The sequence below is a fragment of the Rickettsia endosymbiont of Polydrusus tereticollis genome, assembly GCF_964026385.1.
Taxonomy (GTDB): Bacteria; Pseudomonadota; Alphaproteobacteria; order Rickettsiales; family Rickettsiaceae; genus Rickettsia.
In genome coordinates this window covers 484823-504984 of sequence record NZ_OZ032142.1, presented here as the reverse complement: position 1 = coordinate 504984, position 20162 = coordinate 484823, and the positions used below count along the sequence as shown (strand labels likewise).

The following is a 20162-nucleotide window of genomic DNA, read 5'->3' as shown; positions in this document are numbered from 1 at the left end:
GGTATAAATGAACGAACATATTCTCATCAATGTTATAATTTTGCTTGCTACCGCCGTTTTTGTCGTGGCGATACTTAAACGTTTTAAGCTAAGTCCGGTATTAGGTTATCTAATTGCCGGTGCAGCAATCGGCGATCACGGTTTTAAAATAGTAACATACGATCAGACTAAACTTCTCGGCGAATTAGGGGTTGTTTTCTTACTTTTCGCTATCGGTCTTGAGTTATCTTTTGAACGATTAAAAGCCATGCGAAGATATGTGTTTGGCCTTGGGTCTTTGCAAGTTTTAACGACGGGTATAGTAATTGCCGGTGCGATGGTACTTATTGACGGGAATAGTAGTGCGGCAATTATTACCGGCGGCGGTCTTGCACTTTCTTCCACTGCTCTAGTTATGCAGGTAATTGAGGAAAATCGTAGTCAATCAACGCAAGTAGGAAGGATTTCTTTAGCAATTCTTTTGCTGCAAGATTTAGCAGTAGTACCTTTGCTTGTGATAGTACCGCTACTTGCCGGTAATAACACGGCTTCACTTGCCACAGCTCTAGGCATTGCACTTTTAAAAGCGGTTACCGCACTACTAACTATATTTATAGCCGGTCGAGTGCTGTTACGCCCTTTATTTACCCTAATTTCTTCAGAAAGCAATAGTGCTAACGAGCTACCTATCGCAATGACCCTGTTAATCGTATTATCTGCCGCTTGGGCTACCGAGATTTTTGGTTTGTCGTTAGCACTTGGGGCATTTGTAGCCGGTGTATTGGTCGCAGAAACTGAATTTAGATTGCAAGCAGAAGAAAGTATTTATCCTTTTAAAAGTTTATTTTTAGGATTGTTTTTCATGACTGTCGGTATGAATATCGACGCATTGGAAATGTATAATAAAATATCGCACATTATTACTTTATCGGTAGCATTAATTGCTATAAAAACTTTAATTATTACCGCTTTTTGTATCCTATTCGGCTTCAATAAAGGGGTAGCGTTTTATTCAGGCTTATTACTATCGCAAGGTGGAGAATTTGCTTTTGTCTTATTTAGCTTAGGTAAAGAAAATGGTGTTTTAGAAAAACACACCGCAAATATATTGCTGTTGGTTGTTACCTTTACTATGGCACTTACTCCTTTACTTGCGGCTTTAGGACGTAAACTTGCCGAAAAAATTGATAAAGGTCTTGGGAAAACCCCGACACAGTTAATCGAGCTGGGAGCTAGAGATTTAACTAATCATGTTATAATCGCAGGTCTCGGTAGCGTCGGCAAAATGGTAGCAAGAGTTTTAGAAGCCGAAGGAACAAGTTACGTAATATTAGACCTAAATGATGAACGTATTAAAGAAGAAACTTCTAACGGTTTTCCGGTGTTTAAAGGGGACGTATCGCAAATTGATACGTTAAAAGCCGTCGGGACGGAAAGAGCCTTAGCAATAATACTTACAATGAATAATCAAGTAACTATCAAAAAGTCGCTAAAGACAATCTCAAACCATTTTATGGATATGCAAGTTGTCGTTAAGTTAAAAAATCTGAAAAACGCCCGAGAATTTTATGATTTAGGGGCAACAACTATTATCCCTGAAAGCTATGAAACCGGCTTACAATTAGGAGGAACAGTTTTAAAACTTATCGGTATTAGTGAGCAAGAAATTAATCGTATTAAAGGGCAATTTAGATTAGGTAATTATATAGCCGCTAAGAGGGAAGATTTGTTAACTGCAGCAGAAGAAAATGACTAGTATACTCAGGATAACTTTTATTTTATTAATTATCATAGCGTTATCGCTTACGGCTAAGGCTGATAATAAAAAATTACCTATTCCTCGCTTTGTTTCAATAAAGTCTAATGAGGTAAATGCTAGAAGCGGTCCAACGATAAAATCCTCGATAGAATGGACTTTTATTAAAAAAGGCGAACCGGTAGAAATCATTGCGGAATATGAACAATGGCGGCAAGTTCGTGATGTTAACGGTGAAGGCGGATGGATACATTCAAGTGTTTTATCCGGTAAAAGGTCGGTAATTATTATCGGTGATAAAGAAATAGAACTTACTAAAGGTGAAAATCCTAAAAGTAGAGTGATTGCAAAATTAATGCCTGAAGTTCGCTGTACTTTAAAAAAATGTAAAGAACAATTTTGTCAAATTTCTTGTAAAGACTATATAGGATGGGTACCTAAAAAAGTAATTTGGGGAGTTTACAATGACGAAAAGGCGTATTAGATAATTATATAATACGGTTGCCTAGCTCGATAAAAGCGATAGTACGTGTCATTTTCTCGCTGCCCCCCGTGTCATTCCCTCGAAAGAGGGAATCTACTTAACAATATAACAAAATTAGTAAGTTAGATACCAGCTTTCGCTGGTATGACACCAAAAATTCGATCCATGCAACAATGCCTCGCGGGAATGACATCGAAAATACGAAATACGACTCACGCAATAACACTATTCAAGCCACGAAATGACAGTAGAAAAAATATAAATATATGATTTCCATATTTAGTAAATTAAAGCAAAGTTTATCTAAAACCTCTAACAAAATATCGGAAGGGGTAGATAAAATTTTTTACAAGAAGAAGTTAGATAAAGAAACGCTAGAAGAATTGGAGGAATTGCTAATTACATCAGATATGGGTGCTTTAGTTGCAACTAAGATTATTGAAGATTTGAAATCCATAAAATTCGGTAAAGAACTAGATAGCAGCGTTATTAAAGAAACTTTAGCAAAACTAATTCGGCAATTACTCCTAAAATCCGAAATTCCTTTTACTTTAAATGAAAATAAATTAAACGTAATTTTAGTTTGCGGAGTTAACGGTGCCGGCAAAACTACAACTATCGGTAAACTTGCCTCAATTTATCAAGCACAAGGGAAAAAAGTAGCGATTGCCGCTTGTGATACTTTTAGAGCTGCTGCCGTAAATCAGCTTAAGGAATGGGCGAACAGAGCACAGGCTTTATTTGTTACCGGCGAAGAGTCGGCGGACCCTGCAAGCGTTGCTTACCTTGCTATGCAAGAATCAATAAAGCAAAATATCGATATACTTTTTATCGATACCGCCGGTAGGCTACATAACAAAAAAAATCTTATGGATGAATTAACTAAGATTATCAAGGTTATTAAAAAAGTAGATGAAAACGCTCCCGCTCATAGTATTTTAGTAATAGATGCCGTTACCGGTCAAAATGTTTACAATCAAGTAGAGCAATTTAATAACAGTGCTAATTTAACCGGTCTCATTGTTACTAAATTAGACGGCAGTGCTAAAGCCGGCATAATTGTCGGTATAGTGCAAAAATTCTCCTTGCCTATATATTTTATCGGCATAGGTGAGCAAATAGACGATTTGAAGGTATTTGATCCTAATGATTTTGCAAATAGTTTAGTCGGGCTATAATAGCATACGAAATCGTCATTGTGGGACGCTACACTGATTTCTAGAGCCATGCAACAACGCCACATCTATGTGAGAATAACATAAAACAATGCAAAACTAACTAACCCAAAATGCATATTATAAAAAAACCATTACAAATTTCTTCTAAAGGCTATAAAAGAATTTTAGCACAGCTTCAAGCAGGCGGCGGGAAAGCTCGGCTTATCGGCGGATGCGTGCGTGATGCATTGCTTAATAAAGCCAGTTACGATATTGATATAGCAACTAGCTTGTTGCCTAATGAGGTAATTAATATTTTATCAAAAGCAGGCATAAAAGTTATACCTACCGGTATAAAATTCGGTACCGTCACGGCTATTTTGAATAAGGAGAAATTTGAAATTACTACCCTTAGGAAAGATATTGATTGTAACGGACGGCATGCAAAAGTGCTTTTTACCGATGATTTTGCCGAAGACGCCGCAAGGCGAGATTTTACTATTAACGCCTTAAGCTACTGCCCCTTTGAAAATGAAATATATGATTATTTTAACGGTCTAGAAGATTTGAAGTTAAAAAAAGTAATATTTATCGGTCAAGCAAGCCAAAGGATTAAAGAAGATTATTTAAGGATTTTGCGTTTCTTCCGCTTTTCTAGTTATTACGCCGACCATATCGACAATGAAGGGCTAAAGGCTTGTGAGGATTTGCAGGATGGTTTAAAGATACTTTCACGGGAAAGAATAAAAAGTGAAATGGATAAAGTAATAATATCAACGAATGCTAGCAAAGTTTTGGAAACAATGTTTACTTGCGGGATATTACCGCTAATATTTTACGGAAAATATTATGAATCAAAATTTTTTGAACAAGCTAATTTTTTTAAACTACAATTATCTACGCACTATGCACTTTTATTTTATAAATTAGAAAATTTAAAGTTTAATACACTAATAAGCTGGAAATATTCAAAACAGGAAACAACAGCAATATTATCGATAATTAATTTTATTAACTTATCGCCGATAACCGAATTTGATATGAAGAAAATTTGGTTAGAAAATCTGGATTACAAAGAATATTTGCTTGCTGCCCACATAACAGATAAGTTAGATTTACCACACATACAAAGATTTATTGATAAATATGATAAGTTACAGCACCCTAATTTTCCGGTAACCGGTCATGATTTACTAAAAATGAAGATAGAAAATAAAGAAATCGGCAAACAATTAGAGCATTTAAAAAATATTTGGCTAGAAAATGATTTTGCTCAAACTAAATCACAATTGTTAACTTTTATAAAAAAATAAAAAACCTCATTGCGAGCAGGCATTGTTGCGTGGATTGAAAAATCCCGTCATGGCGAGGAGGTACGAAGTGGCTGGCGTTTTTGCATGGATTGAATTTTTGATGTCATTCCCGCGAAGGCGGGAATCCAGAGAATATTTAAGCGAATTATATAGTAAATTTTTATATAATTTTACTTATTTTAAGTGTTTTTTCTGGATTCCTGCTTTCGCAGGAATGACATATAGCACTTTTTTCGATCCACGCAACAACACAGGTACAAGTCACGGTATGACACCGCACTTGTAATACCATAAAAAGAATGCAATTATGAAAATTAAAATTTTCTTTCTGATATTTTTCTTACTATTAAATTCCGTTAGCTACAGTGAAATACAGCTAAATTCAGAAAGTTTTAGACAAGATGAATTTAAAGGTGAGCCTGCACAGCGTATAATAATACGTGAGCACAGGCGAATCCAGAAAAATTCGCTTGTATCAAGCGATCGAGATGACGCTGTACATAAACCTAAAATAGTTACGAGTATTACGCCGATAGCTAGCGTTGTTGCGATGTTAGTTAAAGACGAAGCCGTTATAGATAGCTTAGCGGTAAATAGTAGTTGCCCTCACCATTATCATCTAAAACCTAGTGACCTTGCAAAAGTAAAAAATGCCGATATAGCTATTTATATAGATGGACTGTTTGATAGTTTTGCCGAGAAATTAATGCAAGGTCATAGCAAAAATATTATCAAAATTAGCGATATTAAATCTTTAAAAATCATTAAAGATAATAACGAACCGAACTGGCATATTTGGTTAGATATTGAGAATGTTAAAATTTTATTACAAGAATTATCGTTAATATTAGCACAAAAACTACCTAATTTACGTGAAGATATTAATAAAAATCTTCATATAGCATTAAAGCAGCTAGAAGATTTAAACAAAATGAAAAACCGTAAATTTGAAGGATTGCAAGACGTAATTTTACTAAGCGATAGTGCAGAATATTTTTTTATTGATACAAAAATTAAAACTCAGAAACTATATAGCGTGAATCAAAAAAGTTTAAAATATGTAAGTAAGTTGGAAGAATTGTTAAGTAAGTCAGCTAATAAATGCTTAATTTTAGATACGCAACAAGATGCAAGACTTTATAAAAAACTAAATGCTAATATAGTGACGTTGGAAAGCGAAAATTGGTCGATAGTTGATATTAATCACCGAGTATTTTACGAGCAATATTTACAAATGATTAATCAATTTGAGATATGTATTAAAATAGCCCCCTTCACGCAGTAAGCGGCATTGTTGCATGGCTCTAGAACTCGCCCAAACGTCATTGCGAGCCGACATTGTTGCATGGAGCGGAAATCATTACAAAAAACCCCGTCATTGCGAGGAGGCATTGTTGCATGGATACCCAAACCGTCATGGCGAGGCACCTCTTGGCACCGTGGCCATCCAGTTTTTGTCATGCCGTAACTTGATCACGGCATCCAGTCTTTTTATTAAGGCTTTTTCTGGATACCGTGGTCAAGCCACGGTATGACACCGTACTTGTAATACCATAATACGATAACTATGATCCACGCAACAATGCCTTCCTGCACAGGAGGGAATGACATCAAAAATTTGATCCTTGTAATTGATAGATGAGCGGTAGATTGAAATTAAGCCGATTCAGATAAAGATTCAGTTTGCTCTGTTTTATTTTCCAGTAAAAAGCTTTGGGATTCGGATTCAGACCTTGCAACAACGACTTTAACCCAGGTGCTAAGCTCAGCATGAAGCCTTATCTCAATTGCAAAAACTCCCGTAGATTTTATTTGCTTATCAAGCGTTACGTTTAAGTGTGAAATAGGATGAGCTGTAATTTCAGTCAACTTTTCTGCAATTTCTTTGTTACTAACTGAGCCAAAAAGCTTTCCGTCGTCTGATGACTGCCTTATAAAAATTAGTTTTTGACCTTTTATAAGATCATTAACTTTTTCTACTTCTTCTTTTATTGTCTTATCTTGTTTTTCAAGCTCATGTTTTTGTTGAACAATTAACTCTTTATTGAGTTCAGTAGCTCTAACCGCCAATTTTTGCGGTAGAAGATAATTACGACCAAATCCATCGGCTATTTTAAGAATTTCACCGATTCTTCCTAATTTTCTTACCGGCTTAATTAAAATAATTTCCATTTAATACCTTTCAGTTACCCTATTAGTTGTTCTTCAGCTAACCTGAAGAGTTTGGATTAATGTCATTCCCGGCATTGTTGCATGACTCATAATTTACCGTATTATGGTTATTACAAGTATGGGGTCATACCGTGGCTTGACCACGGTATCCAGAAAAAATCTTAATAAAAAGACTGGATGCCTTAATCAAGTCGGCGTTGTTGCATGGATCAAATTTTTGATGTCATTCTAACTAAAAGCAGGAATCCAGAGAATATTTAAGCGAATTATATAGTAAATTTTTATATAATTTTGCCTATTTTAAGTGTTTTTTCTGGATTCCCGCCTTCGCGGGAATGACAGCACTTTTTTCGAGCCACGCAACAATACCCGCCACAGCGAGGAATGACATCAAAAAACAATATATTTAAATTTGAAATACAAAAGGTAACAATGCTAAAATCCTTGCGACTTTAATAGCATTTTTTAATTTTCTTTGTTTTTTTGCACACACATTTGTGATTCTACTCGGTAACATTCTTCCGCCCTCAGACAAAAATTTTCCCAGTAAATCGGGGTTTTTATAATCAATGCTCGGTGCACCGGGAACAGAAAGGGGACACCCTTTACGCCTTCTAAAAAATACTTTTTTAGCAGGTTTTTCACCAACTTTACGATTTCTTGTTTCTCCTAGGTTATTTCCTAACATTCTTTACCTTAAGTAATTCTATGATATTTTAAAATTAATCCTTACTAACCGTTACGTCAATCACCGGTTCATTTTCTACATGGTGATTTTTTAATATCGGTGAAGGTTCACTACTAATTGATTCCACTTTAATAGTAAGGAATCTAATAATATTTTCGTTAAGCCGCATTTTTCTTTCTAATTCTTTTATTACTTCTGAATTAGTGTCTAAACCTAAAAAGATATAATGTCCTTTTTTGTTATTACCTATTTTATAGGCTAAAGTCCTTAAATCCCAATATTCGGTTTTAACAACGTTACCTTTATTATCTTTAACAATTTTGACAAAATCATCGGTAATTTTATCTATATCGTTTAGCGATACATCTTGACGTACTATAAAAATTGATTCGTAAAAGCTCATAATATATAAGAATCTCCAGCAAGCAAACTTAAAAATAAAGACCATTTATAACAATTAAAACTATTTAATTCAAGTATTATCTTTAACAAAAATAATATTTCTTGATTTCTTTTTGTATAAAATTTGCTATAAAGCCTTTATAATTTGCTATAATAACTTAAAAATGCTTAAATAAAATTTTCAATAAGGCAATTTTTGAGTATAATTTAATTATATTTAATGGAGATTACTTTAAGTGCTTGATAAATTACTGCCTCAAGTTCTAATCATCGAACGTAAAGAAAATATCAATATTTCTTTATATAATATTATCGAGAGAGCAGGATTTGATATAATAAAAGCTAATACTCTAGAAAAAGTATTTTCTCTTGCTATTACACCGGCTATAATTATAATCGGTACGCAATTACAGGAAGAGCCGGCGGCGGTAATAATCGCAATTAGAAAAGTCGGTAAATTATTAAAAATACCGATAATTTTCCTATCTACTGCAACAGAATCAGATTTAAGTCGGGCTCAAGCGGATACTCTTATTTCATTTTTGCCTAAGCCTTTTTCTTCAGATCAATTAATAAATACGATAAAAAATTTACTAAGGCGTTCTAAAACAATTTTGCAAGATAATGTTATTAAATTTAAAAATATAAATATCGATCTAAATACCCAAAAACTTTATAAAAACGGTAAGATTGTTCGGCTTGGTCCTATGGAATTTAAAATTTTGCAACTTTTCCTACAATTTCCAACAATTATTTTTTCCCGTCAAAAAATGATAACATATTTATGGGAAGATAATAAAGATTTTAATCCACGTGTTATAGACGTCCATATAAACAGGATCAGAGAAGCACTAGGTGATGTCGGCGAGGAAAAAAAATTTATAAAAACGGTACGTTTTGTCGGTTATTGCCTTAACCTTCAAAATAGCGATAGCGAAGAAATATAACTATGTACTAGGGCAATTAATTTACTAAATATATATTAAAATTAAGAATTTCTTTGTATTATACCAATAAATATGCTAATATAATTGGCGTTATTGCATGGATGAAATTTTTGATGTCATTCTAGCTAAAGGCGGGAATGACACACGGCACTTTTCTAGAGCCGGGCAACAACACCAATTTACCTTGATAAAAGAAACTTATTACTAAACTAATTTAGGTTGAGTTATGCTAAGTAAAGTCAATAAGCCTGCGTTATTTACTTTAATTTTTTACCCTATTTTGCTTGCAGTACTTTTAACAAAATACTGGCTTAATCACGGAATAGGATGGACTGAAATTATTTTAACAATTAGTAGCTATTATATCTACAACATTACGGTAGGAGTCGGCTTACACCGGTTATGGTCACATAACGCCTTTAAAATAAATAAATTTGTAGAGTTTATTTTAGTCATGCTGTCGGCAGGAACGCTGCAAGGTCCGGCTTTATCATGGGCGTCAAATCACTACAAACATCATGCTCATACCGATAAAGATCAAGACCCCCACAGCCCTTCAAAATTCGATAATAAATTAGTCGGGTTTTTATGGTCTCATCTTGGTTGGATGCTTATCGGAGAAGGTAGTTATAAGTCTATTGATCGCATAACGTGGGTCAAACTCGGAAGAAATAAGCTATTAAAATGGCAATTGAAATATTATTGGCAAATAGCCGTTTTTATGAACGTTATTGTGCCTTTATTTATCGGTTATTTAATCGGCGGAATGCTTGCATCAGCCTATACGGCTTTTTTATTCATAGGAATAGGTAGAGCTTTGCAACAACAAGCAACTTTTTGCGTTAATTCTTTATGTCATTTTGCCGGGAGCAAAAAATACTATAAAGGAACAGCGGGAGATATTTGGTGGATGGCTTTATTCTTATTAGGAGAAAATTGGCATAATTATCATCATGCTTTTCCGTCTGATTATCGTAACGGCGTAAAATGGTACCATTTTGACGTTCATAAATGGATAATATACTTAATGAGTAAAGTAGGTTTAGTATGGGAGCTAGATCGTACGGCAAAAGTAAGAATACAGGCAAAAATGCAAGAAACTTTTAGCTATCTTGTCGACGGGCGTAAGCAACAGTTAAATTTAATGCAAAATAAAGTAGACCAATTAATAGAAAATCTTTATTTAAAAATTAAAGAACTTGAAGAGTCTTCTATATTAATTAAAGAGCAATTTAAAAAATCTTTTATAGAAATTCAAGATTCCCTTAAAAACTTAGCGGAGCAGCTACATTCATCAACCCAAGTGGGTGAGAAACCATCCGAAAAATTATTGAAAATGATCAATAGAAAAATTAGCGATACCGAACAAGCTATTTATAAATTATATAATCAATTACATTCTATACAAATTTCTAACTAATTTAAAAAACTTACTTACTGATTTATCTTCAAATTGCATCGATGTCATCCCTGCGGAAGTGCAGCGTTGTTGCATGGATCAAAAAAAGTGCTGTCATTCCCGCGAAGGCGGGAATCCAGAGAATATTTAAGCGAATTATATAGTAAATTTTTATATAATTTTACTTATTTTAAGTGTTTTTTCTGGATTCCTGCTTTCGCAGGAATGACATATAAGCACTTTTTTTGATCCATGCAACAAAACACCCTTCAGTCGCTCGCAATGACACTCTAATATCCATGCAACAACGCCACTAGCATTATACTATTTCAGGACGCAGCTTTGTTGTTGATAGGATAGCTTTTTGCAAATCGCTTTAGCTTGAGCAAGGCTTTTATAGTCACCTGCTAACACTAAATAGAAAAATTTACCGTCATCATATTTAACTTTTTTAGTCGTAATATTAGCGTTTTTAAGAATTTTTATAAATTTCTTTTTGATTCTCTCTCCTTCCTCAACTGCTTCAGCTTCAGATTTTACCGAAGCAAGTTGGATTTTATAACCTTCTATCTTATTGTAATCTTGCGGCTGCTTGATTTTTGCATTTTCTCGATTAATTTTTATTATATTTAAACCGGTTGTATTTTCTTCTATTTTAGGCGAATCGGCAATATCACCGGGCATATCATTTAGCGGTATTAAATCAGAAATTTTATCAAATTGATCTACGCTAGTAGAAAAATCAGTTAGCAAATCTTCTATTTTCTCATCAGTTCGCCGACGAGAATCTATATTAATAGGTTTTTCCGGTTCCGGTAGAAGCTTAGCATCTTTTATTAAAGTTTTTTGAGAAGCAAGATTTTCGTATATAGAACCGCCGATTTTAAAGGGTTTTGTGTTTTCTATTTCTTGTGGTTTAATTTTTGCAGGATAATCATCGGGGTAAATAGTAATTACCGGCTTATTGTTATAATGGTAATGATAGAAAAAATAGCCGGCAGTTAACAATATTATAATTATAATAAAAATTTTAAATAATCTATTGTTAGTCATGATTTGAAGGGTTTTTATTTAGGTATTGCTTGCAGTGGTGTATATCCTTTGGCAGTAGCATTGTTGCATGGCTCGATTTTACCGTATTATGGTTATTACAAGTATGGTGTCATACCGTGGCTTGACCAACGTTGCATAGATCAAATTTTTGATGTCATTCCCGCGAAGGCGGGAATCCAGACTTTTTTGTCAAGCTGAACTCGTTTCAGCATCTTTTTAGTAGATCCTGAAATAAATTCAGGATGACTTAAAAATATTTTTTCTGGATTCCCGCCTTCGCGGGAATGACATATAGCACTTTCTTTCGATCCATGCAACAACGTTGTCGGAGCCACGGAATGACAGAATTTTACCTCTTTAATTTAAACGTTCGTAAAACAACAGGGTCAAGCCACGGTATGACAGCTACATCCTATCCACAGGCTCTACCCCTATAACTTCTAAACCGCTAGCTATAATTTTTTGAATAGATTTAGCTAGAGCCAGCCGTGCACTAGTTAACTCTTTATTATTTTCAATTACAAATCTATAATCATTATTTTCTTTACCAAAGTTCCACAAAGTATGAAATCTAGAAGCCAAATTTATTAAATAGAACGCTATACGATGCGGCTCAAAATATTTTGCGGCACTTTCGAGCGTCTTCGACCACATTGCTAGAAGCTTAATTATTTCTATTTCCTCTTCTGAAGAAAGCAACGATAAATCATACTCATTAGCTTTAAAATTATCATATGCTTCCGGCATTATTTCTTTAGCTTTTGACAATATCGAAATCGTTCGCACATGAGCATATTGTACGTAAAATATAGGATTTTCCTTTGATTGCTCCTTGACTTTTACCAGATCAAAATCAAGGGTGGCGTCATTTCTACGGGTTAGCATCATGAATCTTATTATATCTTTTCCTACTGCTCTATTCACGTCTCTAACACTGGTAAAGTTACCCAAACGTTTTGACATTTTTATCGGCATGTTATTTTCAACAAAATTCACTAGCTGACAGATTTTTACGTCAACTTTAACTTTATTGCCCCCTAAAGCTTTTACTACGGCCTCAATCCTTTTAACATAACCGCTATGATCAGCACCAAGGACATAAATCAAATGGTTAGCGCCTCGATCTATTTTATCCTTAGCATAAGCAAGGTCGGCAGCAAAATATGACCAAGTACCGTCAGCTTTTTCAATAGGTCGATCTTGATTATCACCGAACTCAGTAGATTTAAATAATTTTTGCGTCCTATTTTCCCATTCTTCATGAATTTTGCCTTTAGGAGCCGGCAATTCTCCTTCATAAATTAACCCCATATCGGTTAACAACTTAACGGTCTCGCTTATTTTACCGTTATCATGTAATAATTGTTCCGAAAAAAATACGTCATGTTTAATACCCAGCTCTTTTAAATCTTCCTTATTTAACAACAACATTTCTTGCACGGCAAAATTTTTAACTAGCTTAAATTTTTGCGTCTCATCCATTGTAAGTAATTTATCACCATATTGCTTTGCCAGCTTTTGGCCGACGGGAATTAAATACTCTCCCGGATATAATCCTTCAGGTATTTGGATTTTTTCGCCTAAAGCTTCTTGATAACGCAACATTACCGCATTAACTAAGTCATCTATTTGCGATCCGGCATCATTAACATAATATTCTTTTGTAACATTATATCCGACTTTTTGTAAAATTCCGGCAAGTGCATCACCGTATACCGCACCCCTTGCATGACCTATATGCATAGGACCGGTAGGATTTGCCGAAACATATTCAATATTGATATTTTTGTTTTCGGCAATATCAATTGCAAAAAATTTTTCTTCATTTTGCAAAATATCTTTAATAGCACTATGCCAATTTTCGGCTTTAATAGTAAAGTTAATAAAACCCGGACCAGCTATTTCTATACTAGCGATATAAGGCAGCAATATAAGAATTTCTTTAAATTTTATCGCTACTTCACGAGGAGAAATATTTTCATTAGCCGCAATAATCATCGCTATATTACTTGATAAATCACCGTTAAAATTATCCTTAGGAATCTCAATATTAGCAATTTTTGCTATATCGTGATTGCTATATATCTGTTTGCCTACAGTAATTACGTCGTGTTTTAATTGGTTAAATATATTCATAAAAATTGGTATCAAGTCAAATATTGTTAAAATTTACTAAGCAAAGCTCGTTATACTCTTGGATAGCAAAACGATCAGTCATACCGGCTATATAATCCGCAACTATTCTGGCTTTAAGTTTAGTATCTTCTGATTTTATTAATTCTTTCCAACTAAAAGGCAATAAATTAATATCATCCATATACACCTTAAACAAGCCTTGCACGATTTTATGACATTTACGGCTAATCGCCGTAATCCTATTATTTCTATAAACTTTTTGAAATAAAAATTGTTTGATTTCATTAATACGCTCTTTGGCATTATCGGTAAAATCAACTATTTGATAATTTAAGTTACGTATTTCATCAACGCTTTTGATTTGCTCTTTATTTAAATTATCTTTTGTTTGTCCTAATAAATCGGTAATTAATTCATTCATCAGTCTACGGACTATTTCATAGATTAAACAAGAAGAATTTATATCTTTAAATTTAGCCTTAAGCTCAAAAATATGTTGATCGATATATTTGATTTCCGCTAAATGATTAAAATCAATAATTTTTGCACCGATACTATCTTCCAAATCGTGAGAGATATAACTAATATCATCAGCAAGGGAAGCTATTTGTGCTTCCGCAGTGGCATAAGTTCCAAGACCTAAATCATTTTCTTTATTATATTCCGCTATATATTCATTTATATTTTCCGTTAAAGGACCGTTATGCTTAACAATCCCTTCTAAAACTTCCCAGGTTAGATTTACGCCCTGGTAAGCAGCATATCTTTTTTCTAACACAGTTAAAATTTTTAGAGATTGTGCATTATGGGAAAAATTGCCATATTCCTTCATACATTCGTTCAAAGCAATTTCTCCCGCATGACCGAAAGGCGTATGTCCAAGGTCGTGAGCAAGTGCTATAGCCTCCGCTAGATCGCTTGATAAATTTAGAGTGTTCGCTATGGATCTTGCAACTGTTGAAACCTCTAAAGAATGAGTTAGCCTATTCCTATAATGATCTCCTTCATGATTTATAAAAACTTGCGTTTTATATTGTAAACGCCTGAAAGCATTAGTATGAATGATGCGATCACGATCACGCTCAAACTCATTCCTATAGGAGGTCGGAGATTCAGGGTATAACCTGCCTTTACTCTCCGCCGGATCACAAGCATATAAAGCAAGCATTTTGCACTCCACCTTGAAAAAATATTAAATATATAGTATAGTAATTGATGTCACTTGCATAAGCATTATTGCCTGAACAAGTTAAAGCACACTCTATGTCATTCTAGCTAAAGGCGGGAATCCAGACTTTGCTTTTGTCATGCTGAACTTGGTTCAGCATCTCTTTACAATTAGATACTGAAATAAATTCAGGATGACTATTATTCCCTGGATTCCCGCCTTCGCGGGAATGACATAGAACTAACATGCATATACTATATAATTAAGAAGATATTTACAAGGGTATTTTAGTGTCGATAATAATCACCGATAACGCTTTTAATCGAGTTCACGAATTAATTAAGCTCGAGCAAAACGAAAATTTAGCTCTCCGAGTTTCGGTTGATAGCGGCGGCTGTTCGGGACTTATGTATAATTACGAACTTGTAGCAAAAGACACTATTGAGGATGACGATTATATTGCTACTAAAAACAATGCTATAGTCGTTATCGACCCAATCTCTAAAAAATTCATAGCAGAATGTGTTTTAGACTTTATAGAAGAACTAGGCAGTTCATATTTTAAAGTTAGCAACCCGCAGGCTAAAACAAAATGCGGTTGCGGTAATTCGTTTGGAGTGTAAGTTTCGCTGTCATACCGTGTGGTCGAGCCAGCGTTGTTGCATGGCTCTAAAAAAGTGCTATATGTCATTCCTGCGAAAGCAGGAATCCAGAAAAAACACTTAAAATAAGCAAAATTATATAAAATTTTACTATATAATCCGCTTAAATATTCTCTGGATTCCCGCTTTCGCGGGAATGACATCAAAAATTCGAGCCACGCAACAACGCCGTGTTTTCACAGGAATGACATCGAAAGCAGGAATACTCTACTGTTCAAAATAATCAAACAGGAAATTCTTTGAATAATTCAACAAAAATATTAGGCATTGAATCAAGTTGCGATGATACGGCAGTAGCAATAGTTACTTCCGATCATAAAATTCTTGCTAATATAGTCATCTCGCAGAATAAAGAGCATGAAGCTTTTCAAGGTGTAGTACCGGAAATCGCTGCAAGGTCGCATTTGGCTAACTTAGAGAAAGCAATGAGGCAGGTATTAGACGAGAGTAAACTTACATTAGCAGAACTTAACGCCATTGCTGCAACTTCCGGTCCCGGATTAATAGGCGGTGTTATAGTCGGATCAATGTTTGGCAAAACCCTTGCTAGCGTTTTAAAAAAACCTTTTATCGCAATTAATCATTTAGAAGGTCACGCTTTAACCGCTCGGCTAACTCACAATATTCAATACCCTTATTTACTGTTATTAGTTTCAGGAGGACATTGTCAATTTGTAGCTGTTATGGCTTTAGGTAAATATAAAATTCTAGGGCAAACTATCGATGATGCAGTAGGTGAAGCGTTTGACAAGGTTGCTAAGATGCTAAGACTTCCGTTTCCCGGAGGACCGGAAATAGAGAAAAGAGCCAAACTCGGCGATCCTTACAAATATATTTTACCGAAACCGATTATTAATAGCGGTGATTGTAATATGTCTTTTTCCGGTCTTAAAACCGCCGTGCGTACATTGATAATAAAACTTGAAACTATAGGAGAGGTAGAGATTAACGATATAGCCGCCGGCTTTCAATATACGATCGGAGAGATTCTTACTATAAAGACTTTAGAAGCTATTAAGGCGTACTCTTCTGCTTTGAGTACACACGAGCAAACTGAAAAATCCTTTTCTCAAAAAACTGTTGTAATTGCCGGCGGCGTTGCTGCCAATGAATATTTACGCCAATTACTGACCGAGCAATTAGCAAAGCACGGCTATGAGCTTATAGCTCCGCCTACTCGGTTATGCACTGATAATGCAGCGATGATTGCTTATGCCGGACTTGAGCGTTTTAATAATAATTTATTTAGTCCGATAAATTTCTGCCCCAGAGCTAGATGGAGCTTGGAGGATTTGTAAAATATAAACCATTAGACTTGACACCCTATCTTTATCCTTGTAAATGAGTCAGTCATATAATTTGTGTAAGTTGAAAAAAAGCAGATAAAGAATTACTGTAAAAAATAACAACTTAACCAAAGGAAATTATGGCTAAAAAATTAGAACAAGAGACAGCAAAAACAAATATAAATAATGAACTAGTAGAAGAGCTATTATCGCAAGCTAATCCTTCTGAGCTATTTGGTAAAGATGGACTGTTTCAGCAACTAAAGAAGCGTCTAGTAGAAAGAATATTGGAAAGTGAACTAAATCATGAATTAGGATATTCTAGGCATAGTAAAGTAGCGAAGATAGATAGCAATCGTAGGAATGGTACAACAGAAAAAACAATAATAGACGAGAGCGGTCAAAAAATAGTAATTGATGTACCACGTGATAGAGATAGTGAGTTTGAACCGCAACTAATCCCTAAAGGAGTTAGAAGGTTTTCCGGATTTGATGATACGGTTATTTCTCTCTACGCTCGAGGTATGACCATGAGTGAGATACAAGCACATTTAGAAGAAATCTACCACACTGAAGTTTCTAAGGAGCTCATCTCTACTATTACCGATGGAGTAATGGAAGATGTAATAAGATGGCAAGCTCGAGCATTAGATAGGATATATCCGATTGTTTATTTAGACTGTATAATGGTAAAAGCAAGAGATAATAATATGGTTATAAATAAAGCTGTTTACCTTGCTATTGCAGTTAATACAGAAGGTAAGAAAGAGTTGCTTGGTATTTGGATTAGCAAAAATGAAGGTGCAAAATTTTGGATGCAAGTTGTAACCGAGCTAAAAAATCGAGGTATAGAACAAATTTATGTAGCATGTATTGATGGGCTTAAAGGCTTTAGAGATGCCATAAACAGTATATTTCCAAATACTATGTACAGCTTTGTATCGTGCATATGGTTCGTAATTCTGTAAAATATGTTTCTTATAAAGATCTTAAAGAAGTAACGTCTGACTTAAAACAAATCTATACAGCAAATAATGAGAGCATGGCAAATTTAGCATTAGAAGAGTTTGCTAAAAAATGGGATAGCAAATATCCGGTTATTTCTGATATATGGAAACGTAATTGGACTGGAATAGTGCCTTTTTTTGCCTTTCCGGAAGAAATTAGAAGGGTCATCTATACTACTAATACGATTGAATCGGTAAATCGTCAAATCCGTAAAATTATCAAAAATAAGGGAGTTTTTCCAGATGATAAATCTATTACAAAAATCGTCTTTCTGGCCCTAAAAAATGCTGCAAAAAAATGGACCATGCCCATTAGAGAATGGTCCCTTGCTTTAAATCAATTTGAGATACTTTGCGGAGATTTTAAATATGAATTATTAGAAAATGAATTTTAGATACTTACACAAAATTTATGATTGACTCGGATATAGAGGAGCTTAAAGATAGATTATTTGAGTATTTAATTTATTATAATGAAATCAGAACTCATCAATCTTTGGCAGCTCTAAAACTCCTCTTGCTTTCTTACAAAACTGTCAACGAATTACGTAACCTTTACAGCCCCCTACCCTTTTTACTGCATAGAATTTAACAAAAGGCTTTTCGGTATAAGGATCACGCATAATATTAATGCCGCTACGATCAACTATTTTATAGGCTGCTTTAAAATCCCCTATCGCAATAGCACAAATATCTTTACCTATCGGCTTCATATCCGAACAACAAATAACCGGTACTCCGAAAATAGTTTGTTTAAACGAATCGGAAAGTGATTGCTGCCAAATAAAATGTCCGTTTTTGTCTTTTAGTTTTTGTCTTTTAGTTTTTGTATTTCCGATAAGGTAACACGATTCATTAACAGCGTTGCATTGGCTAAATATTCTTCTTTGAGAGAATTAATAAAATCTAATAATTTTTCCGGCTCGATTTTATTACCCATTTTAAATTTCTCTATTTTACCATGATCGGGTGATAATATACCTCTAGGTTTTTTTACTCCATCACCGTTAATAAACGCATCATTCTCCATTCTAACAAAATTATCTCGCAGACGCTCCGTTAACCAATTTTCCACCTTAATCGTTGCATCGTCAAGTAATGCTTGGCTTGCTTTCGGCTGTGCATAAAGCTCATGCACAAAAATCCTTTGTTGTTTTAACTTTGCTGCCGGCGTTTCCTCTCTCAAATCAACTTCTCCAACCCACCCACTGCTAAACTTACCGTTTTCGCTTATCACATCAAGGGCATTGGTAGAAATCGTTTCAATTGAAGCTATTTGCCTCATTGGACAACGGGCGTTAATCTCGCTAATAATGCTATTATATAAGGTTTGCAATATCAATACGCCGCCTTCTTCACTACTACTATTTAAAGATGATTTACGAATAAATGCATTTTCCTCTCCCTTGCGAATATATTCAATAAAGGCAGTTTTATACTCACTATCCTCTATATTTGCACTGTGCGGTCTTGCTAGAAAATTTTGTATGTTATGCATCTTTTCTTGTAATTCATTAATTTTCTCGGCGTTAATTTGATCGGTTATTACATCTTTGGTTACTATATTTTGCTCCATATTATCCTCTTGTTTAGTGATATATAAAATTTTAGCATTACGGTTAGCCGGAAAAGTTACTATACTTACCTCAACAAGCTCAGCTTCAGTAATGACCCGTTGCTTTACTTCGTTATAATTTGACATTTTTACGTAAAACCCAATAGATAAGCCGTCTATTGCTCCTTGCTTTATTAACTCTATTGCTTCACTACCCGCTTTAACTTTATTATTAATTACGGCTTCCATTTTTAGACTGTAATCGTCCTCCGATAGATGCGTAATAACTCCTATCGGTTTTTTGCTGTCATGCTGCCAAAGAAATCTAATATTACTATGATGTGCTGAAGCAAAAGCTCCCTTAACGATTAAATCATTATGATGATCCGCAAGATTATAAACGCTTGCATAACCGACAATGACCACCTCATTATCGGTAGCCGACTTTATTATCATATTTTGGAAAGTTTGATTGCTATATATTATCTTCTTCATATATTACCTTTAGTTGTAAATTAACTAATAGATAATATACATGAAAAAAAGGTAGCACTAAGTGGTGAGGGATAATTAATTTTAATGATATTAGAAACGATAGGTTAAATTATTGACCAATCTTCTAAAGCTAAGCCTTTTACACGCTTAAATTCTGATATATTATTTGTTATTAAAATTGCTTGTTCGCATAAGGCATGACTTGCTATTAGTAGATCGTTATTACCTATTATAATGCCTTTTTTCTTAAGTTCTGCCCGTAACTCTCCATAATAAAAAGCACATTTGGCAGAAAAATCTATTACTTCTAATTTACTTAAAAATATATTTAACTTGATTTGATTTTGTTCTTTCCTCTTACTATTAGCAACACCATATTGAAGCTCCGCTAATACTATCGAAGATATAGCTATAATATTATCTTTCTCTAATAATTCTAATTTTTTATAATAAAATTCCGGTTGTTGATTAATTGCATAAACGCAAATATTGGTATCAAGCAT

Annotated in this window: 20 protein-coding genes and 1 pseudogene; 11 read left to right on the top strand and 10 right to left on the bottom strand. The window is 34.3% G+C overall.

The annotated features are described in order from the left end of the window. Nucleotides 1–7: 7 nt before the first annotated feature. The 5 genes from AAGD48_RS02345 (at nucleotide 8) to AAGD48_RS02325 (ending at nucleotide 5974) form a co-directional block, all read left to right on the top strand. Entirely contained in the window at nucleotides 8–1735 is a 1728-nt protein-coding gene (locus AAGD48_RS02345) for a cation:proton antiporter (RefSeq protein WP_341790300.1), read from the top strand. Next, nucleotides 1728–2219, top strand: a complete 492-nt coding sequence (locus tag AAGD48_RS02340) for an SH3 domain-containing protein (protein ID WP_410526022.1) — start codon at nucleotides 1728–1730, stop codon at nucleotides 2217–2219. Before AAGD48_RS02345 ends, AAGD48_RS02340 begins: the two co-directional genes overlap by 8 nt. A gap of 266 nt (nucleotides 2220–2485) precedes the next feature. Beyond that, a complete protein-coding gene (gene ftsY, locus AAGD48_RS02335; protein WP_341790299.1) occupies nucleotides 2486–3397 on the top strand; it encodes a signal recognition particle-docking protein FtsY in 912 nt (303 codons plus the stop codon). Between the two features lie 110 nt (nucleotides 3398–3507). Continuing rightward, a complete protein-coding gene (locus AAGD48_RS02330; protein WP_341790298.1) occupies nucleotides 3508–4689 on the top strand; it encodes a CCA tRNA nucleotidyltransferase in 1182 nt (393 codons plus the stop codon). A gap of 307 nt (nucleotides 4690–4996) precedes the next feature. Next, on the top strand, nucleotides 4997–5974 hold the full coding sequence (locus AAGD48_RS02325; protein ID WP_341790297.1) for a metal ABC transporter solute-binding protein, Zn/Mn family: 978 nt from the start codon (nucleotides 4997–4999) through the stop codon (nucleotides 5972–5974). Between the two features lie 371 nt (nucleotides 5975–6345). Here the strand turns inward: AAGD48_RS02325 and rplI are convergent, their stop codons facing one another. From rplI to rpsF, 3 genes are all read right to left on the bottom strand, one after another. Beyond that, nucleotides 6346–6861 carry a 50S ribosomal protein L9 gene (gene rplI, locus AAGD48_RS02320; RefSeq protein WP_341790296.1) on the bottom strand — a complete coding sequence of 172 codons (516 nt, stop codon included), beginning with the start codon at nucleotides 6859–6861 and terminating at the stop codon, nucleotides 6346–6348. Between the two features lie 406 nt (nucleotides 6862–7267). Next, nucleotides 7268–7549 (bottom strand): 30S ribosomal protein S18, encoded by a 282-nt coding sequence (gene rpsR / locus AAGD48_RS02315; protein ID WP_341790295.1) that lies wholly within the window; start codon nucleotides 7547–7549, stop codon nucleotides 7268–7270. Nucleotides 7550–7583: 34 nt separating this feature from the next. Further along, nucleotides 7584–7952, bottom strand: coding sequence for a 30S ribosomal protein S6 (gene rpsF, locus AAGD48_RS02310; protein ID WP_341790294.1), 369 nt, complete (start codon nucleotides 7950–7952; stop codon nucleotides 7584–7586). 235 nt (nucleotides 7953–8187) lie between these two features. Here rpsF and AAGD48_RS02305 point away from each other — a divergent pair, with 235 nt between their 5' ends. Beyond that, nucleotides 8188–8898, top strand: coding sequence for a response regulator transcription factor (locus AAGD48_RS02305; protein ID WP_341790293.1), 711 nt, complete (start codon nucleotides 8188–8190; stop codon nucleotides 8896–8898). Nucleotides 8899–9124: 226 nt separating this feature from the next. Beyond that, nucleotides 9125–10318 carry an acyl-CoA desaturase gene (locus AAGD48_RS02300; RefSeq protein WP_341790292.1) on the top strand — a complete coding sequence of 398 codons (1194 nt, stop codon included), beginning with the start codon at nucleotides 9125–9127 and terminating at the stop codon, nucleotides 10316–10318. A gap of 303 nt (nucleotides 10319–10621) precedes the next feature. Here the strand turns inward: AAGD48_RS02300 and AAGD48_RS02295 are convergent, their stop codons facing one another. Beyond that, entirely contained in the window at nucleotides 10622–11350 is a 729-nt protein-coding gene (locus AAGD48_RS02295) for an SPOR domain-containing protein (protein ID WP_341790291.1), read from the bottom strand. A gap of 284 nt (nucleotides 11351–11634) precedes the next feature. Here AAGD48_RS02295 and AAGD48_RS02290 point away from each other — a divergent pair, with 284 nt between their 5' ends. Next, nucleotides 11635–11787, top strand: a complete 153-nt coding sequence (locus AAGD48_RS02290; RefSeq protein WP_341790290.1) for a hypothetical protein — start codon at nucleotides 11635–11637, stop codon at nucleotides 11785–11787. Here AAGD48_RS02290 and argS read toward each other — a convergent pair. The 3 genes from argS to AAGD48_RS02275 all read right to left on the bottom strand — a co-directional run bounded on the left by argS (nucleotide 11756) and on the right by AAGD48_RS02275 (nucleotide 14901). Continuing rightward, nucleotides 11756–13486 carry an arginine--tRNA ligase gene (argS, locus tag AAGD48_RS02285; protein WP_341790289.1) on the bottom strand — a complete coding sequence of 577 codons (1731 nt, stop codon included), beginning with the start codon at nucleotides 13484–13486 and terminating at the stop codon, nucleotides 11756–11758. The genes AAGD48_RS02290 and argS overlap by 32 nt on opposite strands. 16 nt (nucleotides 13487–13502) lie before the next feature. Further along, nucleotides 13503–14654, bottom strand: a complete 1152-nt coding sequence (locus tag AAGD48_RS02280) for a deoxyguanosinetriphosphate triphosphohydrolase (protein WP_341790288.1) — start codon at nucleotides 14652–14654, stop codon at nucleotides 13503–13505. A 103-nt stretch (nucleotides 14655–14757) separates the two neighbouring features. Next, a complete protein-coding gene (locus AAGD48_RS02275; protein WP_341790287.1) occupies nucleotides 14758–14901 on the bottom strand; it encodes a hypothetical protein in 144 nt (47 codons plus the stop codon). 43 nt (nucleotides 14902–14944) lie between these two features. Here AAGD48_RS02275 and AAGD48_RS02270 point away from each other — a divergent pair, with 43 nt between their 5' ends. The 3 genes and pseudogenes from AAGD48_RS02270 to AAGD48_RS02260 all read left to right on the top strand — a co-directional run bounded on the left by AAGD48_RS02270 (nucleotide 14945) and on the right by AAGD48_RS02260 (nucleotide 18004). After that, complete coding sequence (locus AAGD48_RS02270) at nucleotides 14945–15277, top strand: iron-sulfur cluster assembly accessory protein (protein ID WP_341790286.1); 333 nt, start codon at nucleotides 14945–14947, stop codon at nucleotides 15275–15277. A 278-nt stretch (nucleotides 15278–15555) separates the two neighbouring features. Beyond that, the gene (gene tsaD / locus AAGD48_RS02265) at nucleotides 15556–16614 is read left to right on the top strand and encodes a tRNA (adenosine(37)-N6)-threonylcarbamoyltransferase complex transferase subunit TsaD (protein WP_341790285.1); all 1059 of its coding nucleotides are present in this window, start codon (nucleotides 15556–15558) and stop codon (nucleotides 16612–16614) included. 128 nt (nucleotides 16615–16742) lie between these two features. Beyond that, nucleotides 16743–18004, top strand: a pseudogene (locus tag AAGD48_RS02260) (IS256 family transposase). 141 nt (nucleotides 18005–18145) lie between these two features. Here the strand turns inward: AAGD48_RS02260 and AAGD48_RS02255 are convergent. From AAGD48_RS02255 to vapC, 3 genes are all read right to left on the bottom strand, one after another. After that, nucleotides 18146–18394 (bottom strand): phage major capsid protein, encoded by a 249-nt coding sequence (locus tag AAGD48_RS02255; protein WP_341790704.1) that lies wholly within the window; start codon nucleotides 18392–18394, stop codon nucleotides 18146–18148. 20 nt (nucleotides 18395–18414) lie between these two features. Next, nucleotides 18415–19659: a phage major capsid protein gene (locus AAGD48_RS02250; RefSeq protein WP_341790284.1), complete on the bottom strand. Its 1245-nt coding sequence runs from the start codon at nucleotides 19657–19659 to the stop codon at nucleotides 18415–18417. 104 nt (nucleotides 19660–19763) lie between these two features. Then, on the bottom strand, nucleotides 19764–20162 hold the full coding sequence (gene vapC, locus AAGD48_RS02245; protein ID WP_341790283.1) for a type II toxin-antitoxin system tRNA(fMet)-specific endonuclease VapC: 399 nt from the start codon (nucleotides 20160–20162) through the stop codon (nucleotides 19764–19766).